Origin of the sequence: Janthinobacterium sp. 78, assembly GCF_003096775.1 — a bacterium.
Lineage (GTDB): Bacteria > Pseudomonadota > Gammaproteobacteria > Burkholderiales > Burkholderiaceae_D > Janthinobacterium > Janthinobacterium tructae.
Genome location: NZ_QENT01000001.1, coordinates 3,283,497 through 3,304,577, shown reverse-complemented (window position 1 = coordinate 3,304,577; position 21,081 = coordinate 3,283,497). Strand labels below are relative to the sequence as shown.

Below are 21,081 nucleotides of genomic sequence, written 5' to 3'. Positions count from 1 at the left end.
TCGGCCTGCCAGCGGGCAACAATGACAGTTGAACAATTCCAAGGATTAGCGGATCAGCAGATCGAACAGATCCAGGCCTTTTTTATCCTGCTTTTTCAGCAGATCCGCAAGCGAACCCGGCGTTGGCCCGCCATCGCCGGCCGCGTGGTTGAAATAATTAAAATCGAGCTTGATCTTGCCTTCCAGGTCGCTCGCATAATCAGCGGGATATTGCGACTGTTCCAGCTGCGGCAATGTATTGAAATGCCCCAGCACCGACTTGAAGAAATTGGTCATCTTGCCGGTGGTATTGTATTCCTGCATGGCTTGCGCCACGACCTGGATGCGCCAGGCTTCTTCTTCCTGATACGCCTGCGTAAAGGCGGCGCGCCGCTCGTTGATGGTGAATGTGCCGCTGTCATCGTTCGAAATGGTGGACAATTGTTCGCGCGACAAGCCCGCAAACGGATTGGGGCCCTTCCTGTCGACAAACGCCGTCGCTGCAGCAGCCGACTTTGCCGCTGCCGCGTCATTCGGTTGCGGCACCTGTTTGGCGGCCGCCGCCTTGTGTTCGGTGTCCAGCGGATACAGGATGTCGGTGGTATTGTCATTCACCCACGCACCCAGCGTGGCGTGGTCGTAGCCCCGGATGGTGGCGCTGGTAGCCGTCGACGCCGCCGACAAACGCCCGGCCAGGGTCGAGATCACGACCTCGTCGGCCACGGTGCCGACGCTGGCTGGCGCCTGGGTTGTCTGGGCCTTGTCCGATGCTGCCTTGTCAGATGACACCTTGCCGCCTGCCGCGGCAGACAGTGCCCCGGGCTGGATTCCCGCCGTGCTGATATTCACCATCGCCCGCCCCCTGGATCAGTAAATGTTACTATATAAGTAAATATTACTATAGCACAATATATACTCAAGACTGAGCAAGGTAATGGAGCAGCTTGATGCAGGAATGCAGATTCAATATTTTCGGCACGTTGATTGCCGTCCGGGGAAATCCGGGAGCATGGCGCGCATTCTATCTCGGTGCGGAAGGCAAGCGCCGCCCCGCCGATTTCATTATTCCGGACGATATTGAAGCCGATGCGCTGTGCGAATACCTGGCGGACCTGTTCCATGAAGAGGCGACGCCGCGCAATAACACGGCCACGCAAATCAGCTCGCCCGCGTTCCAGGCCTAGGCTACTTCACCGGCTCGAACGTCACCGTCAGCCCGTTGCCCGTGGTCCTGATCTGCGTCGGCACGAATTGCACGCCCGCATAACGCAATTCGTCGGGCTTGAAGGTGTAGATCGGCGTTTCATGCATGAGCTGGTCGGCCACCAGGCTGGCCACCTTGGCAAACTGGCGCTGCTGCGACTCGTCCATGCCCTCGATGCTGACCTTGTCCACGCTCGCTTCGCTCAGGTAAACGGCGTTGCGCCGGGCGTCGAGCACCAGCCGGCCCGACATGGCCAGGCTGCCGCGCCAGCTCTGGCGTATGAACGGCGGCAAGACGCTGGCATCGACGCTGAGGGCGACTCTTTCGCGCTCGGGCTGCAGCGACAACTGCGGATGCGTCAGCTTGACGTCCAGCACGGACAGCACACGCTTGTCGATGGGAAAGCGGCGCTCCAAGCCTTGCTGCATCTTGCTCAGCGACACATTCACGTCGCGCGGGCCGATCAGGGTGGAACACGAGGCCAGCATGGTGCACGCAAAAGCAGCGATGGCGGCGGTTTTCAGCAAGGGACGGATGGCGGTCACATTCATGGATAGTCTCGGTGGAAAGATGGCGCCATCTTACACATGCGCCTGCTTCAACACAAACGGCGCCCGGCTTGCGGCGGGCGCCGTTTTTTTACGTCAACGTCTTATTAATGCACGAACAGGGCGATCAGTATGACGATGGGCAATGGAATGCCCAGAAGCAGCAAGAGGATGGAACGCATGGCAGTCTCCTAAATTGAATGGGGGATTTAAATGGTCACGTGGCGCAGCACGCGCTCATGGTCGCGCTGGCGGCCGCCGAACGTTGCCGCCAGGCTGGCGACGAACGCACCGAGCAGCAAGGCGACGAACATCCACAACGCCGTATGGGCACCGGCCTTGCGGGCCGCGTCGGCCGCCTGCTGTGCTTTCGCCTTGGCATCGGCGGCGGCCTTGGCGGCGCGGGCGTAGACGGCGTCGACCCGCGCTTCCGCTTCAGCCTGCGTCAAGCCCGTGCGGCTGGCCACGACCTGGCCCAGGTAGCTGCGGTCATCGGCGGCCAGGCTGCCCGTGGACAGACCCGTGGCAAAGATCTTGCCGATTTCCACGCGCTGGTCGGCGACCGTACCGCCCGCCGAGCCCGTGCCAGCCGCTGGTGCGGCGCGCAACAGCATGTCCGAGAAATAATCGAGCGGATTGGTGCTGCCCTCGCCCGCCTTGGCGCCAGCCGCTGCGGCCGGGGATACTGCCGCCGCCACGCCGCTGCCCGCATCGATGGCACCGCTGAGCACGGCGCGCGTGCCGCCGGCCAGCACGGCCACGGTGATCAGGGTGGCCACGGCCCAGGCCAGCAAGCCGTGCGCCGTATCGCGGAAATGCACCTCATCCGTGTGGATGGAACTCCATTTCACGCGCAGCCGGCCCGCCATGTAGCCGCCGATGCCGGACGCGGCCAGCTGCATGAAGGCCAGCCAGGCGATGGTCGACACGCCGATGGCCGTCGCATTGAACGACCACGGCGACACGGACGACAGGCCCAGGCCCACGCCGAGGATCAGCAGGATGAAAGACAAGGCGGCGGCCGCGGCGGCGCCCGCCAGCACGGCGCCCCAGGACACGCCAGGATTGTTCAGGTCCGACGCGGACAGTTGTGTAGCTTGCATGGAATTCTCCCTGTTGACTTGATTAAGTTGCTGAGGGAAGCATGCCGCGCCGGCGCCGCCGCGTATGTGCGACGCCATACACAATATTGATTTTTAATACACGCACAGCTGCCTACTTGATGCCGTGATGCCCCATCAGGTCGTACAGGGTGGGCCGGCTCACGCCCAGCAGTTCGGCCGCCTTGGCGATATTGCCGTCGGCCCGCGCCAGTGCGCGCACCATCACCTTGTATTCGGCCGCTTCGCGGGCCTGGCGCAGGTTGATGGCCTCGTCCACGGGCGTCGCCTGGGCGCTGGCGGGCAAACCCAGGTCGTCGGCGGCGATTTGCGGCCCGTCGCTCATGATGACGGCGCGCCTGATGCAGTTTTCCACCTCGCGCACATTGCCGGGCCAGCCATGGCTTTCGATCAGTTGCAGCGCGCCGGCGCTGAAATGCAGGTTGCTGCGTCCTTCGCTGGCGCAGAACTTGTTCTTGAAATGGTGGGCCAGCAAGGCCGCATCGCCGGCCCGCTCGCGCAGCGGCGGAATGCGCAAGACGATTTCGCTGAGCCGGTAAAACAGGTCTTCGCGGAAACGTCCCTGTTCCGCCAGCACCTTCAAATCCTGGTGCGTGGCGCAGACGATGCGCACGTCGACGGCGATCTCGGTGCGCCCGCCCACCCTTTCGATGACCCGTTCCTGCAAGAAGCGCAGCAGTTTCGCCTGCAAGGCCATCGGCATGTCGCCGACCTCGTCGAGAAAGAAAGTGCCGCCGTGGGCCAGCTCGATCTTGCCCAGGGTTTGCCGCGCCGCGCCCGTAAATGCCCCCCGTTCATAGCCGAAGAGCTCGCTTTCCAGCAGGTTTTCGGGAATCGCCGCGCAGTTGATGGCGACGAAACGCTGTGCATGACGACTCGATAGCGCATGCAAGCCCCGCGCAATGAGCTCCTTGCCGCTGCCCGAGTCGCCCAGCAGCATCACGCTGGCTGACGAGGGCGCCACTTTTTCCACGCTGCGGCACAGTTTCAGCATGCCGGGGTCGCGGCTGACGATACCCGCCAAGGGCGAGTCCGCCTGCGTCTGCAGCATGCGGCGGTTTTCCTGCTGCATCGCGTGCAAATAAAACGCGCGGGCGATGACCAGGCCCAGCATGTCGGCGTCAAACGGTTTCTGATGGAAATCATAGGCGCCCAGGGCAATCGCTTTCAAGGCATGCGCGCGTTCCTGGTTGCCCGAGAGGATGATGACTTTCGTGTCCGGCGCCAGCGCGAGGATCTGCTGCAGGGTGGCCAGGCCTTCCGTGGCGCCGTCCGGGTCGGGCGGCAAGCCCAGGTCCATCGTCACCACGGCCGGCTGGTGGCGCCGCACCAGCGCCAGCGCCGTTTCGCGCTCGCCCGCCAGCAAGACGTCATAGCCGTCAAAACTCCAGTGCAGCTGCTTTTGCAGGCCGGGATCGTCTTCGATGACCAGCAATTTCTGTTTGCCCATGGCACTCCTTTGCTAGGCCGCATGCAGCGGCAGGATCACGCGAAACGTCGTGCCCACTTGCGGCTCGCTGCGCACTTCCAGGCTGCCGCCCACTTCGCGCAGGTATTCGCGGCTTTCGAACACGCCGATGCCCATGCCCGCCGTCTTCGTCGTGTCAAACGGCTTGAACAGGCGCTCGCGGATGAATTGCTCGCTCATGCCCTGCCCCGTATCGTCGAGTTCGACCACGGCCGTATGCTGTACGCGCCGCAGCCGCACGTCCACCGTGCCATCACTGGCCGTCGCCTCGATGGCGTTCTGGATCAAATGACCGAGCACTCTTTCCAGGCGCGCGCGGTTGGCCAGCACCGTCAGCTCGCCATCGACGATTTCCAGCCTGGGCGCCGGCGCCAGGCTGGCCTTGGCGGCCACGGCCTGGCGCAGCAAGCCGTCGAGCTGCAGCGGCGCTGGCGCTTCCGGCGCCTCGCCGCGCGCCAGCTTTTGCAGCAAGGTCTTCATTTTCTGCACGGAATGCTCTAACGTACCCAGCATGTCTTCCTGGAAGGCGGGATTGGCGCGGTGCTTTTCCGCATTGCTTAATAGCAAGGACAGCTGGAACACCAGGTTTTTGAGGTCGTGCACGATAAAGGTGGACATGCGGTTGAACGAGTCGAACTGGCGCGCCACCGTCAGGGTATCGAGCGATTCGCGGTGCGCCAGGTAGCTGGCGGCCTGGCTGCCGGCAATTTTCAGCACGTCGCGGATTTCCCAGTTCAGGCCGATACGCGTGCGGGGCCGCGCCAGTGCGACAAAGGCGAACAGCTGGCCATGCAGCATCAGGGGCACCAGCAGCCACACGTCGGGCAGCGCCAGCAGTGCCGGCGGCAACTGCAAACCACCGTACTGGAGCGGGTTTTGCTGGCAGTCGGGCACGTCGATCACCCATAGTCTTGCCTCCAGGAATTGGCACAGGGCGCCGGACGCCGGCTCGCTCCACGTGCTCGGTGGCCAGTTCCAGCTGGCGGCCGGGGCAAACTGCCCCTGCTCGCGCAAGATCCACAGCGCGCCGGCACGGCTTTCCACCAGCTGCGCCATGGCCTGTATCGTGCGTTCGCCCAGGGCCGGTCCATCTTCGGACAAGGCGCGGGTAAATCTCAGCCATTCTTCGCGGTAATCGAAGATGGCATTGTAAAAATGTTTATTGATAGTGACCTTGAGCTTGGCGCGCAAGCTGCCGGAAAACAGCACGCCCGCCAGCAACAGGGCCGCCCCGCCCAGGTAAGCCATCTGCATCAAGGAGCCCCAGGTGCCGCCGAAATAGCGCAAATAATAGGCGCTGGCCGCCATGGCCAGCAGGTAGATGGCCGAACCCAGCAAGGCGGCCGAGCGGTACAGCATCTGGCGCGAGACGGACAGGCCCAGCGCCCAGCCGGGATTGCGCGCCGCCGACACGGCCAGCAGCGGCGCGCACAGGGCGTCGACGATGCCGCGCGCGGCCCAGATGTCGTCGTTGATCGCGCGAAACAGCAAGGCATCGCTGTACAGATAAAAATCGTAGGCAAACAAGCCGCCCACGCCCAGGCAGGCGAACTTGATGCCCCAGCGTTTCAGGGGCGGCGTGTTGCGGTACCACTGTTCCACCAGCAACATGCCCAGCACGGCCAGCAGCAAACGGCTGACGCTGGCGATGATGCGCGCCGGCAAAGGCAACTCCAGCCACGACGAGGCCAGCGCGGACAATGCGGGCGCCAGCGCCGTGAGGACGATGCCCGCCAGCACCAGGCGCAAGCGCGGACGCGACGGTTCGATCAGCAGCAGCAAAAACACCAGCCAGGCCAGGGTGCGCAGCAGTTCCAGCGCATCGCCGGCCAGCGCGATGCGCTGCCCCAGCAGCACCAGCACCACCGTGCCCGTGGCCCAGCCACCCGTCGCCAGGCACGCGACCAGCAAGGCGCGCACATTTTGCCGCGCACGCCAGTTGCTGATGAGCAGCAGTGCCAGCACGAAGAAGGCCAGCGACGCCAGGCCATGGCTGAGCGCCGCCGCGTCGGCCGCCGCCAGCCAGTCTGACTGCGACCGCATCATCGGCTGCCCTTGCCAAACAGCACCACCTGCACCGTATCGAGCAGGATCAGCAAGTCGAGGAACAGGCTGTTATTTTTTACATAATACAAATCATATTGCAGCTTCTTGACGGCATCGTCGACGGAGGCGCCATACTGGTAGCGCACCTGCGCCAGGCCCGTGATACCCGGCTTGATGCTGTGACGGATGTTGTAGTACGGCACCTGCTGCTTGAGTTGCTCGACAAAATAGGCGCGCTCGGGGCGTGGCCCCACAAAACTCATTTCGCCACGAAACACATTGAGCATCTGCGGCAACTCGTCGATGCGCAGCTTGCGAATGACGTTACCCACGCGCGTGATGCGCGCATCGTTGGTCTGCGCCCAGATGGGCTTGCCGTCGCGCTCCGCATCGCAGCGCATGCTGCGAAATTTCAGCACATTGAAGGGCAAGCCGTCGCGCCCCACCCTTTCTTGCTGGTAAAACACGGGGCCGCCGTCTTCCAGGCGGATGCACAGGGCCGTCACCAGCATCACGGGCAGCGCCGCCAGGCAGATGACCCAGCTGGCAGCCAGGTCGAACATCCGCTTCGAGCTAGCGCGGAAAAAACTCTGGTCGAAGCCGCCGCCATAGATCAGATAGCTCGGTTGCAAGGAATCGATGCGGATCTGGCACGCTTCGCGCTCGAAAAACGTGGCCGCATCGATGACCTTGACGCCGCCCAGCGCGCATTCCAGTAGTTGCTTGGCAGGAAACGCGCCATTGCGCCGGTCGCTGACGGAGACAACGATCTCATGCGCGGCATGGCGCTGGGCCATGGCCAGCAGCGACGGTTCGGCCGGCAGCAAGGCCGAGGCCGGCACGCAGCATTGTTCTCCCGCCACATCGATGCAGCCGACGACGGTAAACTGGTGGAAACCGATCTTGCTCGCAGCCAAGTCCATGCACTCGCGCGCCAGCGCCCCGCCACCCACCAGGATCAGCCGGCCTTCCATCAGCGCCGACTGCGCGGATTTGAACACCACCAGGCGCGCCAGCAGCACGCCGATGGCGCCCAGGCCGAAGATCAGCACGCTGCCGCGCCCGAAATGCAGGGATGGGACGAAACGGATCAAGACGCTGAGCACGGCAAAGCCCAGCGCGAACGACGGCAGGATGCGCAATAGCGTGTTGCGGATGTCTTCGCGCGAGCGGTGCTGGTACATACCCAGCGCGCTCATGCTCAGCACGATGACCAGCGCAAAGATCGTCGACGACAGGTAAATCTCGCCCACGCGCAGCACGCGGCTGCCGTCCGCCAGCCACAGCATTGAGGTCAGGGTGGCCGACAGCAGCAGGATCAGGATTTCCAGCAACAGCAATATAAACGCTGTTTTCGAGACATAATGGCTGAAGATGCGGATCATGGAGGCCTCCTGCGGCAAAGGCAGCGCGCCGCGCACAAGGCGGTCTGCCACCGGTCTTGCCATGATGGCGAACTGTTCCGCGAAGACATTGATGCGCCACAAGCTACGGCCCCAGCTATCTTTCGCTTGCATAATTTATCTCAACACATTACCGAATGAGGGGAAATGGCATATAGTATGCTTCCCCTAAAAGAGATGAATGTCATGAAATTTGATGTAGCGATTGTCGGCAGTGGCCTGGCGGGTTTATCGGTTGCACTGCATTTAGCTGAGACGCGCACTGTCGCGATCATTTCCAAACGCGCGCTGCTCGATGGCGCCAGCAACTGGGCGCAGGGCGGGATCGCGGCCGTGCTGGACTCGGGCGACAGCCACCAGCAGCACATCGAAGACACCCTGATCGCCGGCGGCGGCCTGTGCGACGAGAGCGCCACGCGCTACATCGTCGAGCACGGCCGCGAAGCCATCGAGTGGCTGATCGAGCAAGGCGTGCCATTTACGCGCGACGCTACGGCCGAGCTCGGTTTTCATTTGACCCGCGAAGGCGGCCACAGCCAGCGCCGCATCATCCACGCGGCCGACGCCACCGGGCACGCCGTGCAAGTGACCCTGGAAGAAAAGGTGCGCGCCCACCCGAACATCAGCCTGTTCGAACACCATTGCGCCATCGACCTGATCACCTCGGACAAGCTGGGCATGAAGCCGACCCAGCGCAACGCGCAACCGCATTGCCACGGCCTGTACGTGCAAGATGAGCAAACCGGTAAAGTACTGACCTTTGCCGCCGAGCACACCGTGCTGGCCACGGGCGGCGCCGGCAAGGTGTATTTATATACCACCAACCCGGACACGGCCAGCGGCGACGGCATCGCCATGGCCTGGCGCGCCGGCTGCCGCGTGTCGAACATGGAATTCATCCAGTTCCACCCGACTTGCCTGTACCACCCGTATGCCAAGTCCTTCCTGATCACCGAAGCCATCCGTGGCGAAGGTGGCTTGCTGAAACTGCCGCCTGAAGCGGGCGCGGCAGCCGGCACGCGCTTCATGCTGGCCCACGATGAGCGGGCCGAACTGGCGCCGCGCGACGTAGTGGCGCGCGCCATCGACTTCGAGATCAAGAAGCGGGGCCTCGACTACGTGCACCTGGACATCAGCCACAAGCCGGCCGCATTCCTCATCGAGCACTTCCCCACCATCTACGCGCGCTGTCTGGAACTGGGCATCGACATCACCAAGCAGCCTATCCCCATCGTGCCGGCCGCCCACTACACGTGCGGCGGCGTCGTGACGGACTTGGCGGGCCGCGCCGACTTGCCTGGCCTGTATGCGGTGGGCGAAACGGCGTGCACGGGTCTGCATGGCGCGAACCGCCTGGCGAGCAATTCCTTGCTGGAATGCATCGTCATCGGCCGCGCCTGCGCGCAGGACATCGAAAGCAAGGAAAAGCTGGGCACGCCGTACCTGCCCGACTGGGATGAAAGCCGCGTCACCGATGCGGATGAAGAGGTGGTGATTTCCCACAACTGGGACGAGCTGCGCCGCTTCATGTGGAATTACGTGGGCATCGTGCGCACCACCAAGCGCCTGGAACGGGCCCAGCACCGCATTGCCCTCTTGAAGGAAGAAATCGACGAGTACTACCGCAACTTCCGCATCACGCACGACTTGCTGGAACTGCGCAACCTGGTCGACGTGGCCTCGATGATCGTCAACAGCGCCTTGTCCCGCCGCGAAAGCCGCGGCCTGCACTTCAGCCGCGACTATCCGGAAACGTTGCCAAAGGCCATCGCCAGCGTGTTGACGCCACCGCACCGGTAAACTTATTCGTGATCGGGGAGATGCCTCACTGGCATACTCCCCGGCAACTCGTCAGAACACCCTTTTATTTTTGCGTGCCCCATATAGATGGCTGTGGCGGTGGCTGCGTTGGTTGAAACGATGGCAGAGGTTGTAGTGGTTGAATTTCCTGGCGTGGAGCTGGCTTTGCCTGAGGCTGATATCCGTACGAACTATCTGCTTGATTCGGAACAGTTCCAGCCTTCCCGGTGTAGGGATTGACATTGCCCTGTGTGCTGTAGTTATTCGAAATGGTACTGTCAGGTGCCGTTCTTTGGTGCGGCGCCACGTACGTTCCATCTTTCTTCGTATACCCATTTACATGCACTTGGGCATTAGCAATGCTGGTGAAGAGCACCATTGATATCGCTAAGTATTTGATCATTTACTTCTTTCAAGTTCCGGCATAGTGGCGTGTCGTTGCGCCCGCAAAAAAGATTGCCGTTTCCTTGAGGCTATATTTTTTGGTACGATGACTATAGCCCTATTCCAATAGGCAAGAGATAAAGCCTTTCTTTCCACTACAAATAGAGCCAATTGACTGAACTTATGTAGTAAATATGCAACCACTTAGATAAATACCGTCATTCTCAAACTGCTCTAGCGCTGTTGAAATACACTTTATACGTTCAAAGCTCCGGCATCTCAAACTCAATCCCATCTTCCGTGTACGACATCCTGCCAGACGCCCCGGTACATTCCCCCTGCGCCACATCGGCCACATAGCGGCATTCGCTCTCCAGCCCGCCATCCGCGCGCCAGTGCCGCGTCCAGCCCTGACGTTCGCCATCGACATATTCGATCAGCTGCCTCGGCTTGCCATCGGCATACCAGGAACGCAATGCGCCCTCCTCGCGCCCGCCTGCGTTCCACTGTTTGTGCACGATCAATACGCCGGCCCGGCTGAAGCGCTGTTCGCTGCGCAATACAAAGTGGCCGCTGTGTGTGCGCTTGCTGGCGACCTTGCCGTCAGGATAATATTCGACGCTGTCGCCCGCAGGCTTGCCGTCAACGTAGTTGGCAGTGCGCTGCACCTTGCCATCCGGGAAATAGCCGGTGCTGGGGCCAGTCTGGATGCCGTTCACATACAGGCTGCGGCTTTCCACGGTGCCGTCGGGATAAAACAGCAGCAGTTCGCCCTCCGGCTGGCCCTTGACCTGGGTCATGCGCGTGCGCAGCTTGCCATCCTGGTCGAAGGTTTCCACCAGGCCATCGGCGGGGGCGCCGTTGCGGTAGGTGCGCGACTCGATCAGCTTGCCATTCTGGTGGTAGGTCTTTTCTTCCCCGTCCTGCACGCCATTGCGCCACGTGTTGCGCATGGAAACCTTGCCGTCCGGGTGATATAGGGTCTGCACTCCCTCCTGCAAGCTGCGTCCCTCGCGCGCCACCTGCATCTCGACTTGTCCATGCGGGTAATACATGCTGTAGTTGCCCACCAGCTTGCCGCGCAGGTAATCGGGATCGTTGACCTGGCCGATCAGCCGCTTCGGCTCGCCTTCGCGCACGTGATAGATCTCGACTTGCCAGGTGCCCGGCGTCTTGCCTGGCGGCAGCGGCAGGAGCAGCGCATAGCGCGCCTGTTCCTTGATTTCGCCGCGCGTCAGATTGTGATTCAGGTACAGGCGCGCCTTGCCGTCGGCACAGGCTTGCGGCTCGCATCCGCCCAGCTTGCCAACTTCGGGCATGCTGAACGCGCCAGCACCGCCTGGCGCGGGACAGGATTGGATACGCATCAGCAAGGGCGTCTTGTCGCGGATCAAGGGAGCCAATTGCTGCTTCATGGCAACATACTGATCTTCATCCAGGCGTACGGAAACGGCATTCATCAGCACCTGCCTGCCGCCGCAGCCGCTGTCGCTGGCGAGGGTCAGCACATCGCCGTCGGGCGTCGCCTTGATCGCGGTGACTATTTGCCGCTGCTCAATCTCGGCGTGGGCCAGCGCCGGCAACAGCAGCATGGCGCCAAACAAATGTTTCAAAGTGCGCGCCATGCCTGCTCCTTGCGCTGCAGTTCCGGCGCTGGCGGCGCTTCGCCGCAGTCACCCTGTGCCTTGCCGGCAACATACCGGCATTCATTCTTCAGGCTGCCATCCTCGCGCCAGCTGCGGCTCCAGCCGTCGCGCCGGTCGTTCACATAGTCGATGGCTTGCTCGGGCTTGCCGCTTTCGTACCACGAGCGCGACGTGCCCTGCTCGCGCAATTGCGCATCCCAGCGTCGTTCCAGCACCAGCACGCCCTGCGGGCTGTAGCGCTGGATACTCAGCAGCCCACCTTTGTCGCCATACTGCTGGCGGCTTTGCACCTTGCCGTCCGGATAGAACTCCAGCGCTTCACCGACCGGCAGGTCGTTGACCAGCGTCATGCTGGCGCGCACGGCGCCATCGGGATAGTACTCCGCGCTGCTGCCATTGAACTTGCCCTTGCTCACTTGCGTGCGGCCCGCTACTTTTCCATCCGAGAAATACGTGAGCAATTCGCCTTCCATGCGTCCCTCGCGCAGCACAAAACTGGTACTCAGCTTGCCATTCGCGTCAAACGTCTGCACGGGACCATCCACGCGCTTGCCCTCGCGGTACACGCTGGCCTCGCGCAGCTTGCCCGTGGCGTGATATTGCTGGTGCGTGCCTTCCGGCAAGCCGTGACGCCAGTTGCCACGCGATTCCAGGCTGCCATCGGCACGATACAGACTGGTGACGCCATCCTGCCGGCCCTGCCCATCCTGCGCCACCTGTTTCTCGACCTTGCCGTCCGGGTAATACGAGACATAGCCGCCCACCAGTTCCCCGGAGGCATAATCGGCCTTGTTGACGTGGCCGGACAGGCGCAGCTTGTGGCCTGCCACGCTGTAAACGTCCACCTTCCATGTGCCTGGCAGCTTGCCTTTCGGCAAGGGCAACAGCAGCACATTCGGTGCTTTTTCTTGCTCGATGGGGAAGAAACGTTCGTGCAGGTACAGCCGCGCCCGGCCATCGGCGCAGGCCGCTGGCGTGCAGGCGGCGATCTGGCGCACGATGGGCACGCTCACATCGTCCGGGCATTTTTTCAGGGTGACGAGCATCGGCGTCTTGTTGCGAATGTGCCGGGCCAGATCGGCTTTCAGCGCGTCGTACGGCGCCTCGTCCAGGTTCACCGAGCGGGCATCCATGCGTATCTGCTTGCCGCCGCAGGCCGTCGTGCCCGCAATACTGAACACATCACCGCCTTCGCTATCTGGTTCGGCCGCCATGGCTGTCACTACCAGGCGCTGCACGATGTCCGCCTGCGCCATGCCTGGGCACAGCAAGCAGGCGCCCAACACGGCGCATATCGTCTTGATTTTCATGCTATTCCTTTAATTTTCCGCCGTGACGGCCACGCCGCCCGGCACGAAGCTGACCCGGCCATCGCGGTAGCGCACCAGCACCACCACCTCGGCATCCCGCAATTGACCGTGCTGCACGGCCGGCAAGTAGGTCCAGCGCTTGACGCTATCGAGCAGCACCTTGTTGAGCATCGGCTCCATCGGCAACTCGGCCGCCGCATAGGTCAGGCTGCCGTCGGCCGCGATGGTCAGGGTCAGGCGGTTTTCACCCCTTGCGTGCTTTTCGTCCAGCACGCCATACGCAACCGTCGTCATCGTCTCGCGCTGTACACTGCCGACCTGGTCCCGCAAGGGCGGCAAGGCCTTCAGCCTGGTTGCCAGCAGCGCGCCATCGGCCAGCACCTTGTCCCAGCGTTTCTGGTAAGCGCCCGGCTGCGCCAGACGCAGCACCTTGGCGTTCAGATCCATGCGCTGCGTCATGCGCGCGACGCCATTGTCAGCCGGTTGCCCCGGCTCGGCCGGCAAGGCATGCTCCACGGCGTAGCGGTAAGCCGTCAGTTGCGCCAGCGCCACCAGATTGACGGCATCGCCCTCGTCGCCGCCGCGCAGCTGCGCCGCGGCCGCGATGCCGAGCCAGGCCGTGCCATCCGTCGGGTGCGCCCACACGGCTTGCTCGAAGTACTGGCGCGCCGCCTGCGGTTCGTTCAGGCTCAGATGCATGCGGCCCATCGCCGCCGCCACCAGATGGTCGCGCGGGTTCGCTTGCAGCAGGTCAAGATAGGTCGCGACCAGCCCCGGCTCATAGCCGGGCACCCAGCCCAGGCCCTCCAGCAACGAGGCGCGCAGCTGCGCCTGCGTGCGGTCGACGCCGTAGTCGGACGGCTTTTCCTGGCCGGAACGGTACAACAGTTGCAAGCCGCGCGTGACGGCGTCATCGTCGCCCTTGCTGATCGCTTGCGACAGGCTGCGCACGGCCTTGCGCGCATCGGACGGCTGGAAACCGGCCGCCTTGCGCGTGCGCCAGCGAAATACTTCCAGGCCAGCCGCCTGCTCGGCCTGCGCCTGCAAGCTGGCCTTGGCCTTGGCTTCATCGGGCGACGAGGTCCAGGCCGTAAAGCCGATCAGGAACAGCACGATCAGCAGCACCACCACGGCCCAGCCCTTGCCCGTGATGCCGCCGCCAGTGTTGCCCGCCACTGGATTGGCGGCGGGCGCCTGCCCCGGCGCAGTATGATGCGCACCGTGCGCGCCGCGCGGGCTGCGCTGCGGCGGCAACGATTGCTGTTGCAACTGCATCTGCTGCGCCTGCATGGACGCTTGCCCGGCCGCGACGATGACCTTGTCGCGCGCGCAGGCGGCGCAACCCTGGCCGGCAAAATGCTGGTGTTCGGGATTCACGGCGCAAACGACCAGCTTGCCGCCGCTGCGCTGTGCAAAGCCACGCAACAGCTGTGCCCAGTCGGCCGCCGATGGCCGCTGGGGCTTCGGCGACGGCGAAAACGCGCGGTCGAACATGGCGCGCAGCTCGGGCGGCATCAGTGCGTGGCCGCTGGTGGCGTTTGGTGCCAGCTGCTTGTGGCGTTTGACGCCATACGCATAGCAGCCGTCGCGGATGCGCCCGGGAATATCGGTCGCCACTTGCGCATTGCCGGGCCGCCCGCTGTACGGGTGGATGCCGAAGTTCAGTAACTGGAAGATGACGACGGCCAGCGCGAAGCGGTCTTGCGCCATTTCCGTGCCCGCCGGCATGCCCTTGCGCTGGAATTCCGGCGCCAGGTAGTCGGCTGTGAATTGCTCGGCAGGAAAGCGCTCCGCATGGCCCTGGATGCTGAAGCCATCGCAGTCGAGCATGGCGATGTACAGCGAATCGCGGTAAAAGCGCAGGTTCACGGGTTTCAGATCGACCACGTAATGCTGCTGCTGGTGCAGCGCATCGATGACGGCGGCCAGGTTGGCGGCCAGGGTCAGCTTGGGACCGAGCCCCGTGGGCAGGCCGGCCGCGCGCGCTTGCCGCTCCTGCATGATCTGTTCCAGCTCGGCCGTCTGCGCCATGTCCAGCAGAGGCATGACGAAGCCGGCAAAGCCGCCCTGGCCGTCGAACACGGCCGCCTGCGGCCATGCGATCTGCACGTAGCGCTTGCCGTTTTCCACTTGATCGGGCAACTCGGGCGACAATTCCAGCATCGCTTCGAGCTTGCGCCGGTTGGCGGCCCGGTCCAGGTGCGGGTGGTACAGCTTGGCGACCCGCGCAGGCGCGCCGGGCAACAGATACACGCTGCCCGCGCCGCCGCTCTTGACGAGTTTGCCCAGCACCAGCGTACGGACTTTATCCAGCCAGATCTTGCCGCCCGGACTCAGGCCCGGTGTCCCGCCCTGCTTCTGGCTCATGCGCGCAAGGCCAGCAGCAGGGTCTTGTCATCGCCCGTGATCTGGTGCGTGCGCGGGTCGGCCAGGGTGGATGCCAATGCTTCGTTGCCCAGCTCGACGCTGTCGACCGTGCGCAGATAGCCTTGCACGGCATCCATGAACGGCGCGTACAAGGCTGCATTGTTCTTGCTCATGGCAAAGGGCATGCAGCCGTCCGACATCAGCACCACGCCGCGCACGGACTGGGGAATGGGCAACAGGCGCAACTGTTCGCGCCAGCGCTCCCCCGACAGAAAATAGGTTTCGTTGGCGTATTCGCCATTCGCGGGCAGCGAGATCAGCTCCTTACCGTCGGCCAACTGTGCCACACCGAGGCCATCGCCCAGGTGGAAGAAGAAGCCGGCATCTTGCCCCATGACCACGCCCACGACAGTAGAGGCGTAGTCGTCCAGGGTGGCGTTGGCGGCGCGGGCGATGTCGTCCAGCGCGGCGCGGATTTGCGCCAGCGTGCCCGCCAGCGCGCCGTCGTGCAAATCCTGCACCGTGGCGCCCTGCTCCAGCCGTCCGGCCAGCGCCTGCACGGTGTGCGCGGCCACAAACTGCGCGCCCTGTTCGCTGAGCCGGGCCGAACCGGCACCATCGCAGACGATGGCCACCAGCACATCGCCCACGATGGCGTGCGCATGCGCATCCTGGCAAGGGATGGCTTTATCCAGGTGCGCCTTGCCCGTGACGGACGCGCCGAACACGCGCCAGGTATTCTGTACTGCGGCCATGGATCAGGTGCTTACGACGGACCAGCCGTCCGTCGAAGCCAGCTGCGCCTGCGCGCCGGGACGCGACTGCGACACCACCTGCATGCTGGCGCTCAGCCACAGGAACAGTTCGCGGAACTGCAAGCCTTTCAGCTGCTTCACGCCGCGCTCGCCACGGCTGGAAAACTGCCCCAGGGTATCGATATTCGCGTGGTCGCCCACGGCGATGGGGAAGATCGCCACTTTATTCGCCTGCTCGGCCGCGCGCGCCTGTTCGGCGCCATGCTGCCATTGGTCCGTCGGCTCGCCGTCCGACATCAAAAACAGCCATGGCCGCGTGTACGCCACGCCAGCGGCGCGGAAGCGCTGCTTTTCCTGCTCGATTTCGGCCAGCGCCAGTTCCACGGCCGCGCCGGTCGGCGTGGTGCCGTTCGCCTCAAGGCGGGGCGCCGTGAAATCCATGGCGTCGCACCAGTTGCTGGCCACCACCGCTTCATCGTGGGCGCCATATTGAATCACCAGGATGCGCACGCGCTTAGCGGCGATCACGTCGGACTTGAGTTCCTGTTCCAGCAAGGCCAGGCCTTCGTTGAGCAGCGAGACGGGTTCGCCATCCATGCTGCCGGAACAGTCCAGCACCAGCACCAGCGGCGTGCGTTGTTCGGTATTGTCGACCAGGGCGACGTCGGGAATCATTATTGAACTCATGGGCAATCGGAAAATGTGAAATCGGACATAGTGCGAATCTTACATCATGGCCGCATTTTTGCCGCGCGAGTTTCCTACAGAACACTATCCAGGCAGATTTGCGCAAACCATTGCAGCACCGATATCTTTGTACTATCTTGATAGCTGCCCAGGACAGATGACAGCGACCAGACCTTCCTCACAAAGGTGGGGCCGATCGCTGCGCAACACCGCCCTTACCCAGCTCCGCACTTGCACGCCTGCGGCACGCTGATGTCATCAGGAAATGGGGGCAAGCATGGGTACAGCTACCGTAACGGATGTGGGCAAACTGATCGGCGCCCTGTACGACTCGGCCTGCGGCACAGGCGACTGGCCACTGCTTGACAGCGCTGGCCTGAGCGGCCAGCAATGGCAGGAGCTCCTGCCGCATCTGCAACGCGCGCTGTGCCTGCAGCAGCGCCTGCGCGAGGCGCAACTGGCCAGCCACTGCGCGCTGGCGGCGCTCGACGCTATGGGTGCCGCTGTGCTGGTGCTCGATGCCAACCTCGGCCTGCGCTTCGCCACCCCCGCCGGCCACGCCCTGCATGCGGCGCAACTGGAACACACCGCCCCGCCCGCCCTGGTGCGCGCCGTGCGCCTGGTGATCGCCAGCGCCGGTGGCGCGGCGCAATGTCAGTCGCTGCGCCTGGCGCGCAAGCAGCAAGCGCCGCTGGCCCTGACTCTCACCCCGCTTGCCGCTTGCCAGCCCGCCTGTGCGCTGCTGATCGCGCGCGACCCCGCACAAGCGGGCACGTCAGTCCCTGCCTTGCGCCAGCTGTTTGACCTGACGCAAGCCGAAGCGCAGGTCGGCAAGGCGCTGGCGCAAGGGGCCACCATCGAGGAAATCGCCGCCCGAAGCGGCATCAGCGTCAACACCGTCAAGACGCATTTGCACCACACCTATTTAAAGACGGATACACGGCGCCAGGGCGAGCTGATCGCCCTGATCCACGGCGCAACGGCGCACCTGGCCGTACTCGATGCATGAGGCCGTGTCATCCGATCGGATGATGCGCGGTGCAACTTGCCTGCCTACACTGGCAAGACCGGTAGGCCGCACCTTGCCAGTGTGACCACAGCGTGTGCGGACCAGCCGGTTCGGTTTCCCTGGCACCCACATCAACATCGCCGCGCCGGCAGCGGACGGCACCAATTTCAAGGATGGGCTGGAAAATGAAAACATGGATCCTGGCCGGCACCCTGGGCGTCTGCGCCCTGCTGGCAAATGCGCAATCACTACCCGACAGCCAGACCGTCACCATTCCAGGCGGGCGCCTGCACACGATCGAACTGCCGGCCCACAGGCACTTCATGAGTGCGGAAATGTTTGCCCCGTTCCGCGGCGGCTATGAGCTGTCGAATGGCCAGGTGCTCCACCTGCGCAATGCGGGCAGCATCGGCGCCATCATGTATGCGCGCATCGATGAGCAGGACGAACACCGCATCCTCGCCAGCAGCAGCAACAGCTTCGTGGCGCTCGACCGACAACTGGCCATGCGCATCGACTTGCGCGACGATGGTAGCGTGGGTGGCGAAGTGCTGATGCGGGTGCCGGCCGAAAAACTGGCCAGCGGCGCCATCGTGCCAGCCCACGTGCAAAGCATGAGCCTGGCATCGCGCTAAGGCGGCAAGTTGCATTCCACATGGGTGACAGCCATGAGCAAACAGTACTCTGTCCAACAGCAAAACGCGCAGACTCAGGCCACCATCAAGCAGACGGCGGCCTGGTGGCGCGCGCGCCCCTTGCCCGACGCCTTGCGCCAGTGCGCCGCCAGCCATGGCGTGGCGCTGGGCACGGCCCTCATGCTCGACCTGCAGCTGGCCTGGCCCGGCATGCCCGCCGTGTACGGCAAGCTGCTGAGCGCTGACGGCCACTTCATCCACTTCGAGATGGACCTGGACGACGCCCTGCGCCCCTTGCCTGGCAGCGTGGCGTGGAACGACATCAGCGCCGGCTACGACCTGGCCGCACACAAACGCGGCACGGGCGTGGGTTATGGCGTGCTGTGCAAGCAGGTGCTGCAGGAATTGAATCACGGCGCGTCCTAGCGGAACGGCTGCCTTCGCATGCTATGATCGCCGTCCAGTTCATGAGACAAATGGCAACGGCACATGCAGCATCCATCCGGCGGTAAATCCCCATCCATGCTGCGCCGCACCCTGCGCCTGCTGGCCTGGCCCCTGCTGGCCCTGGTCAGCGCCGCCTGCACCAGCACCACGCGCCACCCGGCCAGCGAGCCCACGCCAGTCACCCTGCGCTTTACCTATGACGACGGCAAGCCGATGCGGCATGACGATTACCTGGCCAATGCGCGCCAGCAAACGTATATCAAGCACTGCAGCAAGATCGGCAGCACCACTGTCTGCGACGTCGGCTCGGATCCACTCTTCATGGGCGGCGACGCCCCGCTGGACGCCAACGGCGAAGTGCGCGTCACCCTGCACTCGACCGGTCCCATCGGCAACAATCCGACCAGTCTTTGCATCAAGGGCAAAGGCTACGTCTTTGATTCCGGCGACTGGAGACGCGGTCCCTTCAGCCCAGGCCAGGTGATCGAGATCCGCTACAGGATACGCGAAGTGGAAATGGCGTGCCCCTGGTCGTCGGGCACGCCGCCGTGGTGGGACAAGAATTAGGCTAGCCAGCCGGGGCCGGCTGGCTTGGCGATTTACTGCAGCTCGAACTCTCCAGGATTCAAGCCCAGCTCGCGCGCGATCTTGCTGGCCACGCGCTGCTCGTTGGCATCGAAATTGCCGTCCGACGAAGCGACGGCGATAATCATGCGCACCAGCAAGCGCGACGCCTCCACATTCGACTTCATCTTGCCCAGCGCCTGATACGCCTTGGCTTCGCCGATATCCTTGTCGAACTCCAGCTGGCTGACATAGTCCTGGAAAGCCTTGATCACGTCCGTGGTGGTAAACACCGACAGCGCATCATTGCTTTCAATGAATTTGACCATCTTCTGCTTCTCTTCCGCACTGACGCTGCCGTCGGCCATGGCGATCAAGGCCGAGCCCGCCATCGCGGCATTCAGGAAATCCTTGTTCTTGTACTTCAGGGCTTCCGTTTTCAGTTCACTTGCTTTGGTCTTCAGTTTGGACAGAAAGGAATCGAAACTCATGGTGGTTCTCCTGGTTGGTTCGGATGAGGCAGCGCTACAGGCTACCATTACCACCCAGATGAGGGCGCAGGGGTGGAATGCAAGCAAGGAACTACTATATTGGCAACACCATTGTGGCTATCGCGCCAGTGGCGGCATGGTTCACCCCACAGGCAAAGAGCCGGGGTCAGTCACTTCGTGATCGTAATGCCCCCCATTGAGGGACATTACCCCTGTTGGGTCTGACCCCAGTTTCTGCCTTGGGTGGAAATTCAGCCAACGCCACACTAACGCGCATAAAACACCACAAAAGCTAGATCACGTGATAATTATCTTCTTTGCAGTTGAAAAATAAGTAACTCCATGGCAGCATGGAATGACATTTTCTTTACTGCAAGGTTGTGATGGACAAGCAATTGCTGTTGATTTGCGCACTGACGTTCATCATCCACCTCATCGGCACCCTCGCCTACTCCGTGCGCATCGCCGGCATCCGCACGCGGCGCATCGCCGTATCGCTGGCCCTGTGCAGCATTCTGATGCTGCTGTCGCGCACTTCGAACTCATTCCTGGGACCATTCCTGGCCAAGCGCGTGGAAACGGGCATAGACCAGCACGTCGCCGCCAGCACCTTATTAGTCGACTTCCGCTGGCTGCTATTCTCCGCCAGCCTGGCGACGATACTGGGCGCAATCCTTATCCCCACCTTCCAGCGCGCCTTCTGCCGCGCAGTGGAGCACTTCCAGGTACACAGGTCGGTACCGAAACTGCTGCTGCACGCCGTCCTCAAGGGCAGCTTGTCCTACCTCAAGACCTCCGCCAGCCTGCCCAAGCCCGCCAACGTCACGGGCCTGCGCCAAAAATCGGGCGTCTCCGTCTCCATGACGGCCATGAACATCATCGCCACGGCCCTGTGGACGGTGGGCGCATCGTTGTCCAACTTACACCGCGGCGTTGTACGCAGGAGTGCTCGACCCCAGCGTGCGCGTCACCTCCAGTACCCTGTCCTCGATCATCAACGGCGGCGCCACCATCATGATGGCCGTCTTCATCGGCACGTGGTGTCGGGCATGACGGATGACGTCATCGAGGGCAAGATCGAAGAGTCGCAGTTTAGACGGGCGGTGGTGTGGCTGGTGGGAAGCAGATTGGCGGGAACGCTGATTGCACAGTTTTTACTGGTGCCGTCGGCGGTTGATTGTCGAAGGGGTAATTAAAATTACTTAGAATATATTTTA

18 protein-coding genes and 1 pseudogene are annotated in these 21,081 nt (G+C 63.0%); 7 read left to right on the top strand and 12 right to left on the bottom strand.

Going from position 1 to position 21,081, the window contains the following annotated elements:
- Positions 1–45 precede the first annotated feature (45 nt).
- Positions 46–768: a hypothetical protein gene (locus C8C92_RS14490; protein WP_133250756.1), complete on the bottom strand. Its 723-nt coding sequence runs from the start codon at positions 766–768 to the stop codon at positions 46–48.
- A gap of 158 nt (positions 769–926) precedes the next feature.
- Between C8C92_RS14490 and C8C92_RS14485 the strand changes: the two genes are divergently transcribed.
- The gene (locus C8C92_RS14485) at positions 927–1,163 is read left to right on the top strand and encodes a hypothetical protein (RefSeq protein WP_099763888.1); all 237 of its coding nucleotides are present in this window, start codon (positions 927–929) and stop codon (positions 1,161–1,163) included.
- A gap of 1 nt (position 1,164) precedes the next feature.
- On the opposite strand, the gene C8C92_RS14480 is transcribed toward C8C92_RS14485, so the two are convergent.
- The 5 genes from C8C92_RS14480 to C8C92_RS14460 form a co-directional block, all read right to left on the bottom strand.
- Positions 1,165–1,734, bottom strand: a complete 570-nt coding sequence (locus tag C8C92_RS14480) for a DUF1439 domain-containing protein (protein ID WP_116744338.1) — start codon at positions 1,732–1,734, stop codon at positions 1,165–1,167.
- 206 nt (positions 1,735–1,940) lie between these two features.
- The gene (locus C8C92_RS14475) at positions 1,941–2,834 is read right to left on the bottom strand and encodes a hypothetical protein (protein WP_116744337.1); all 894 of its coding nucleotides are present in this window, start codon (positions 2,832–2,834) and stop codon (positions 1,941–1,943) included.
- Positions 2,835–2,946: 112 nt separating this feature from the next.
- Positions 2,947–4,302: a PEP-CTERM-box response regulator transcription factor gene (gene prsR / locus C8C92_RS14470; protein ID WP_116744336.1), complete on the bottom strand. Its 1,356-nt coding sequence runs from the start codon at positions 4,300–4,302 to the stop codon at positions 2,947–2,949.
- A 12-nt stretch (positions 4,303–4,314) separates the two neighbouring features.
- Entirely contained in the window at positions 4,315–6,363 is a 2,049-nt protein-coding gene (prsK, locus tag C8C92_RS14465) for an XrtA/PEP-CTERM system histidine kinase PrsK (protein ID WP_347708470.1), read from the bottom strand.
- Positions 6,363–7,751 (bottom strand): TIGR03013 family XrtA/PEP-CTERM system glycosyltransferase, encoded by a 1,389-nt coding sequence (locus tag C8C92_RS14460; protein WP_116745965.1) that lies wholly within the window; start codon positions 7,749–7,751, stop codon positions 6,363–6,365. The genes prsK and C8C92_RS14460 overlap by 1 nt, the downstream gene beginning before the upstream one ends.
- Positions 7,752–7,955: 204 nt before the next feature.
- Here C8C92_RS14460 and nadB point away from each other — a divergent pair, with 204 nt between their 5' ends.
- Positions 7,956–9,569 carry an L-aspartate oxidase gene (nadB, locus tag C8C92_RS14455; RefSeq protein ID WP_099763893.1) on the top strand — a complete coding sequence of 538 codons (1,614 nt, stop codon included), beginning with the start codon at positions 7,956–7,958 and terminating at the stop codon, positions 9,567–9,569.
- Positions 9,570–10,216: 647 nt separating this feature from the next.
- Here nadB and C8C92_RS14450 read toward each other — a convergent pair.
- Genes C8C92_RS14450 through C8C92_RS14430 form a run of 5 tightly spaced genes read right to left on the bottom strand, consistent with a single transcriptional unit; the run spans position 10,217 to position 16,718 of the window.
- The gene (locus tag C8C92_RS14450; protein ID WP_116744334.1) at positions 10,217–11,578 is read right to left on the bottom strand and encodes a toxin-antitoxin system YwqK family antitoxin; all 1,362 of its coding nucleotides are present in this window, start codon (positions 11,576–11,578) and stop codon (positions 10,217–10,219) included.
- A complete protein-coding gene (locus C8C92_RS14445; protein WP_116744333.1) occupies positions 11,563–12,909 on the bottom strand; it encodes a toxin-antitoxin system YwqK family antitoxin in 1,347 nt (448 codons plus the stop codon). The genes C8C92_RS14450 and C8C92_RS14445 overlap by 16 nt, the downstream gene beginning before the upstream one ends.
- Before the next feature lie 9 nt (positions 12,910–12,918).
- On the bottom strand, positions 12,919–15,276 hold the full coding sequence (locus C8C92_RS14440) for a hypothetical protein (RefSeq protein WP_116744332.1): 2,358 nt from the start codon (positions 15,274–15,276) through the stop codon (positions 12,919–12,921).
- Positions 15,273–16,031, bottom strand: a complete 759-nt coding sequence (locus C8C92_RS14435; RefSeq protein WP_116744331.1) for a PP2C family serine/threonine-protein phosphatase — start codon at positions 16,029–16,031, stop codon at positions 15,273–15,275. Before C8C92_RS14435 ends, C8C92_RS14440 begins: the two co-directional genes overlap by 4 nt.
- A gap of 3 nt (positions 16,032–16,034) precedes the next feature.
- Positions 16,035–16,718 (bottom strand): VWA domain-containing protein, encoded by a 684-nt coding sequence (locus C8C92_RS14430; RefSeq protein ID WP_099763898.1) that lies wholly within the window; start codon positions 16,716–16,718, stop codon positions 16,035–16,037.
- 277 nt (positions 16,719–16,995) lie between these two features.
- Here C8C92_RS14430 and C8C92_RS14425 point away from each other — a divergent pair, with 277 nt between their 5' ends.
- From C8C92_RS14425 to C8C92_RS14410, 4 genes are all read left to right on the top strand, one after another.
- Positions 16,996–17,727, top strand: coding sequence for a helix-turn-helix transcriptional regulator (locus C8C92_RS14425; RefSeq protein WP_165829446.1), 732 nt, complete (start codon positions 16,996–16,998; stop codon positions 17,725–17,727).
- A 185-nt stretch (positions 17,728–17,912) separates the two neighbouring features.
- Positions 17,913–18,362, top strand: coding sequence for a hypothetical protein (locus tag C8C92_RS14420; protein WP_116744329.1), 450 nt, complete (start codon positions 17,913–17,915; stop codon positions 18,360–18,362).
- A gap of 33 nt (positions 18,363–18,395) precedes the next feature.
- Positions 18,396–18,788: a hypothetical protein gene (locus C8C92_RS14415; RefSeq protein ID WP_116744328.1), complete on the top strand. Its 393-nt coding sequence runs from the start codon at positions 18,396–18,398 to the stop codon at positions 18,786–18,788.
- A 63-nt stretch (positions 18,789–18,851) separates the two neighbouring features.
- Complete coding sequence (locus C8C92_RS14410) at positions 18,852–19,376, top strand: hypothetical protein (RefSeq protein WP_133250755.1); 525 nt, start codon at positions 18,852–18,854, stop codon at positions 19,374–19,376.
- A gap of 32 nt (positions 19,377–19,408) precedes the next feature.
- Here the strand turns inward: C8C92_RS14410 and C8C92_RS14405 are convergent, their stop codons facing one another.
- Positions 19,409–19,864, bottom strand: coding sequence for a tellurite resistance TerB family protein (locus tag C8C92_RS14405; protein WP_116744326.1), 456 nt, complete (start codon positions 19,862–19,864; stop codon positions 19,409–19,411).
- A gap of 383 nt (positions 19,865–20,247) precedes the next feature.
- Between C8C92_RS14405 and C8C92_RS14395 the strand changes: the two are divergent.
- Positions 20,248–21,060, top strand: a pseudogene (locus tag C8C92_RS14395) (lipid II flippase Amj family protein).
- Positions 21,061–21,081: the final 21 nt, after the last annotated feature.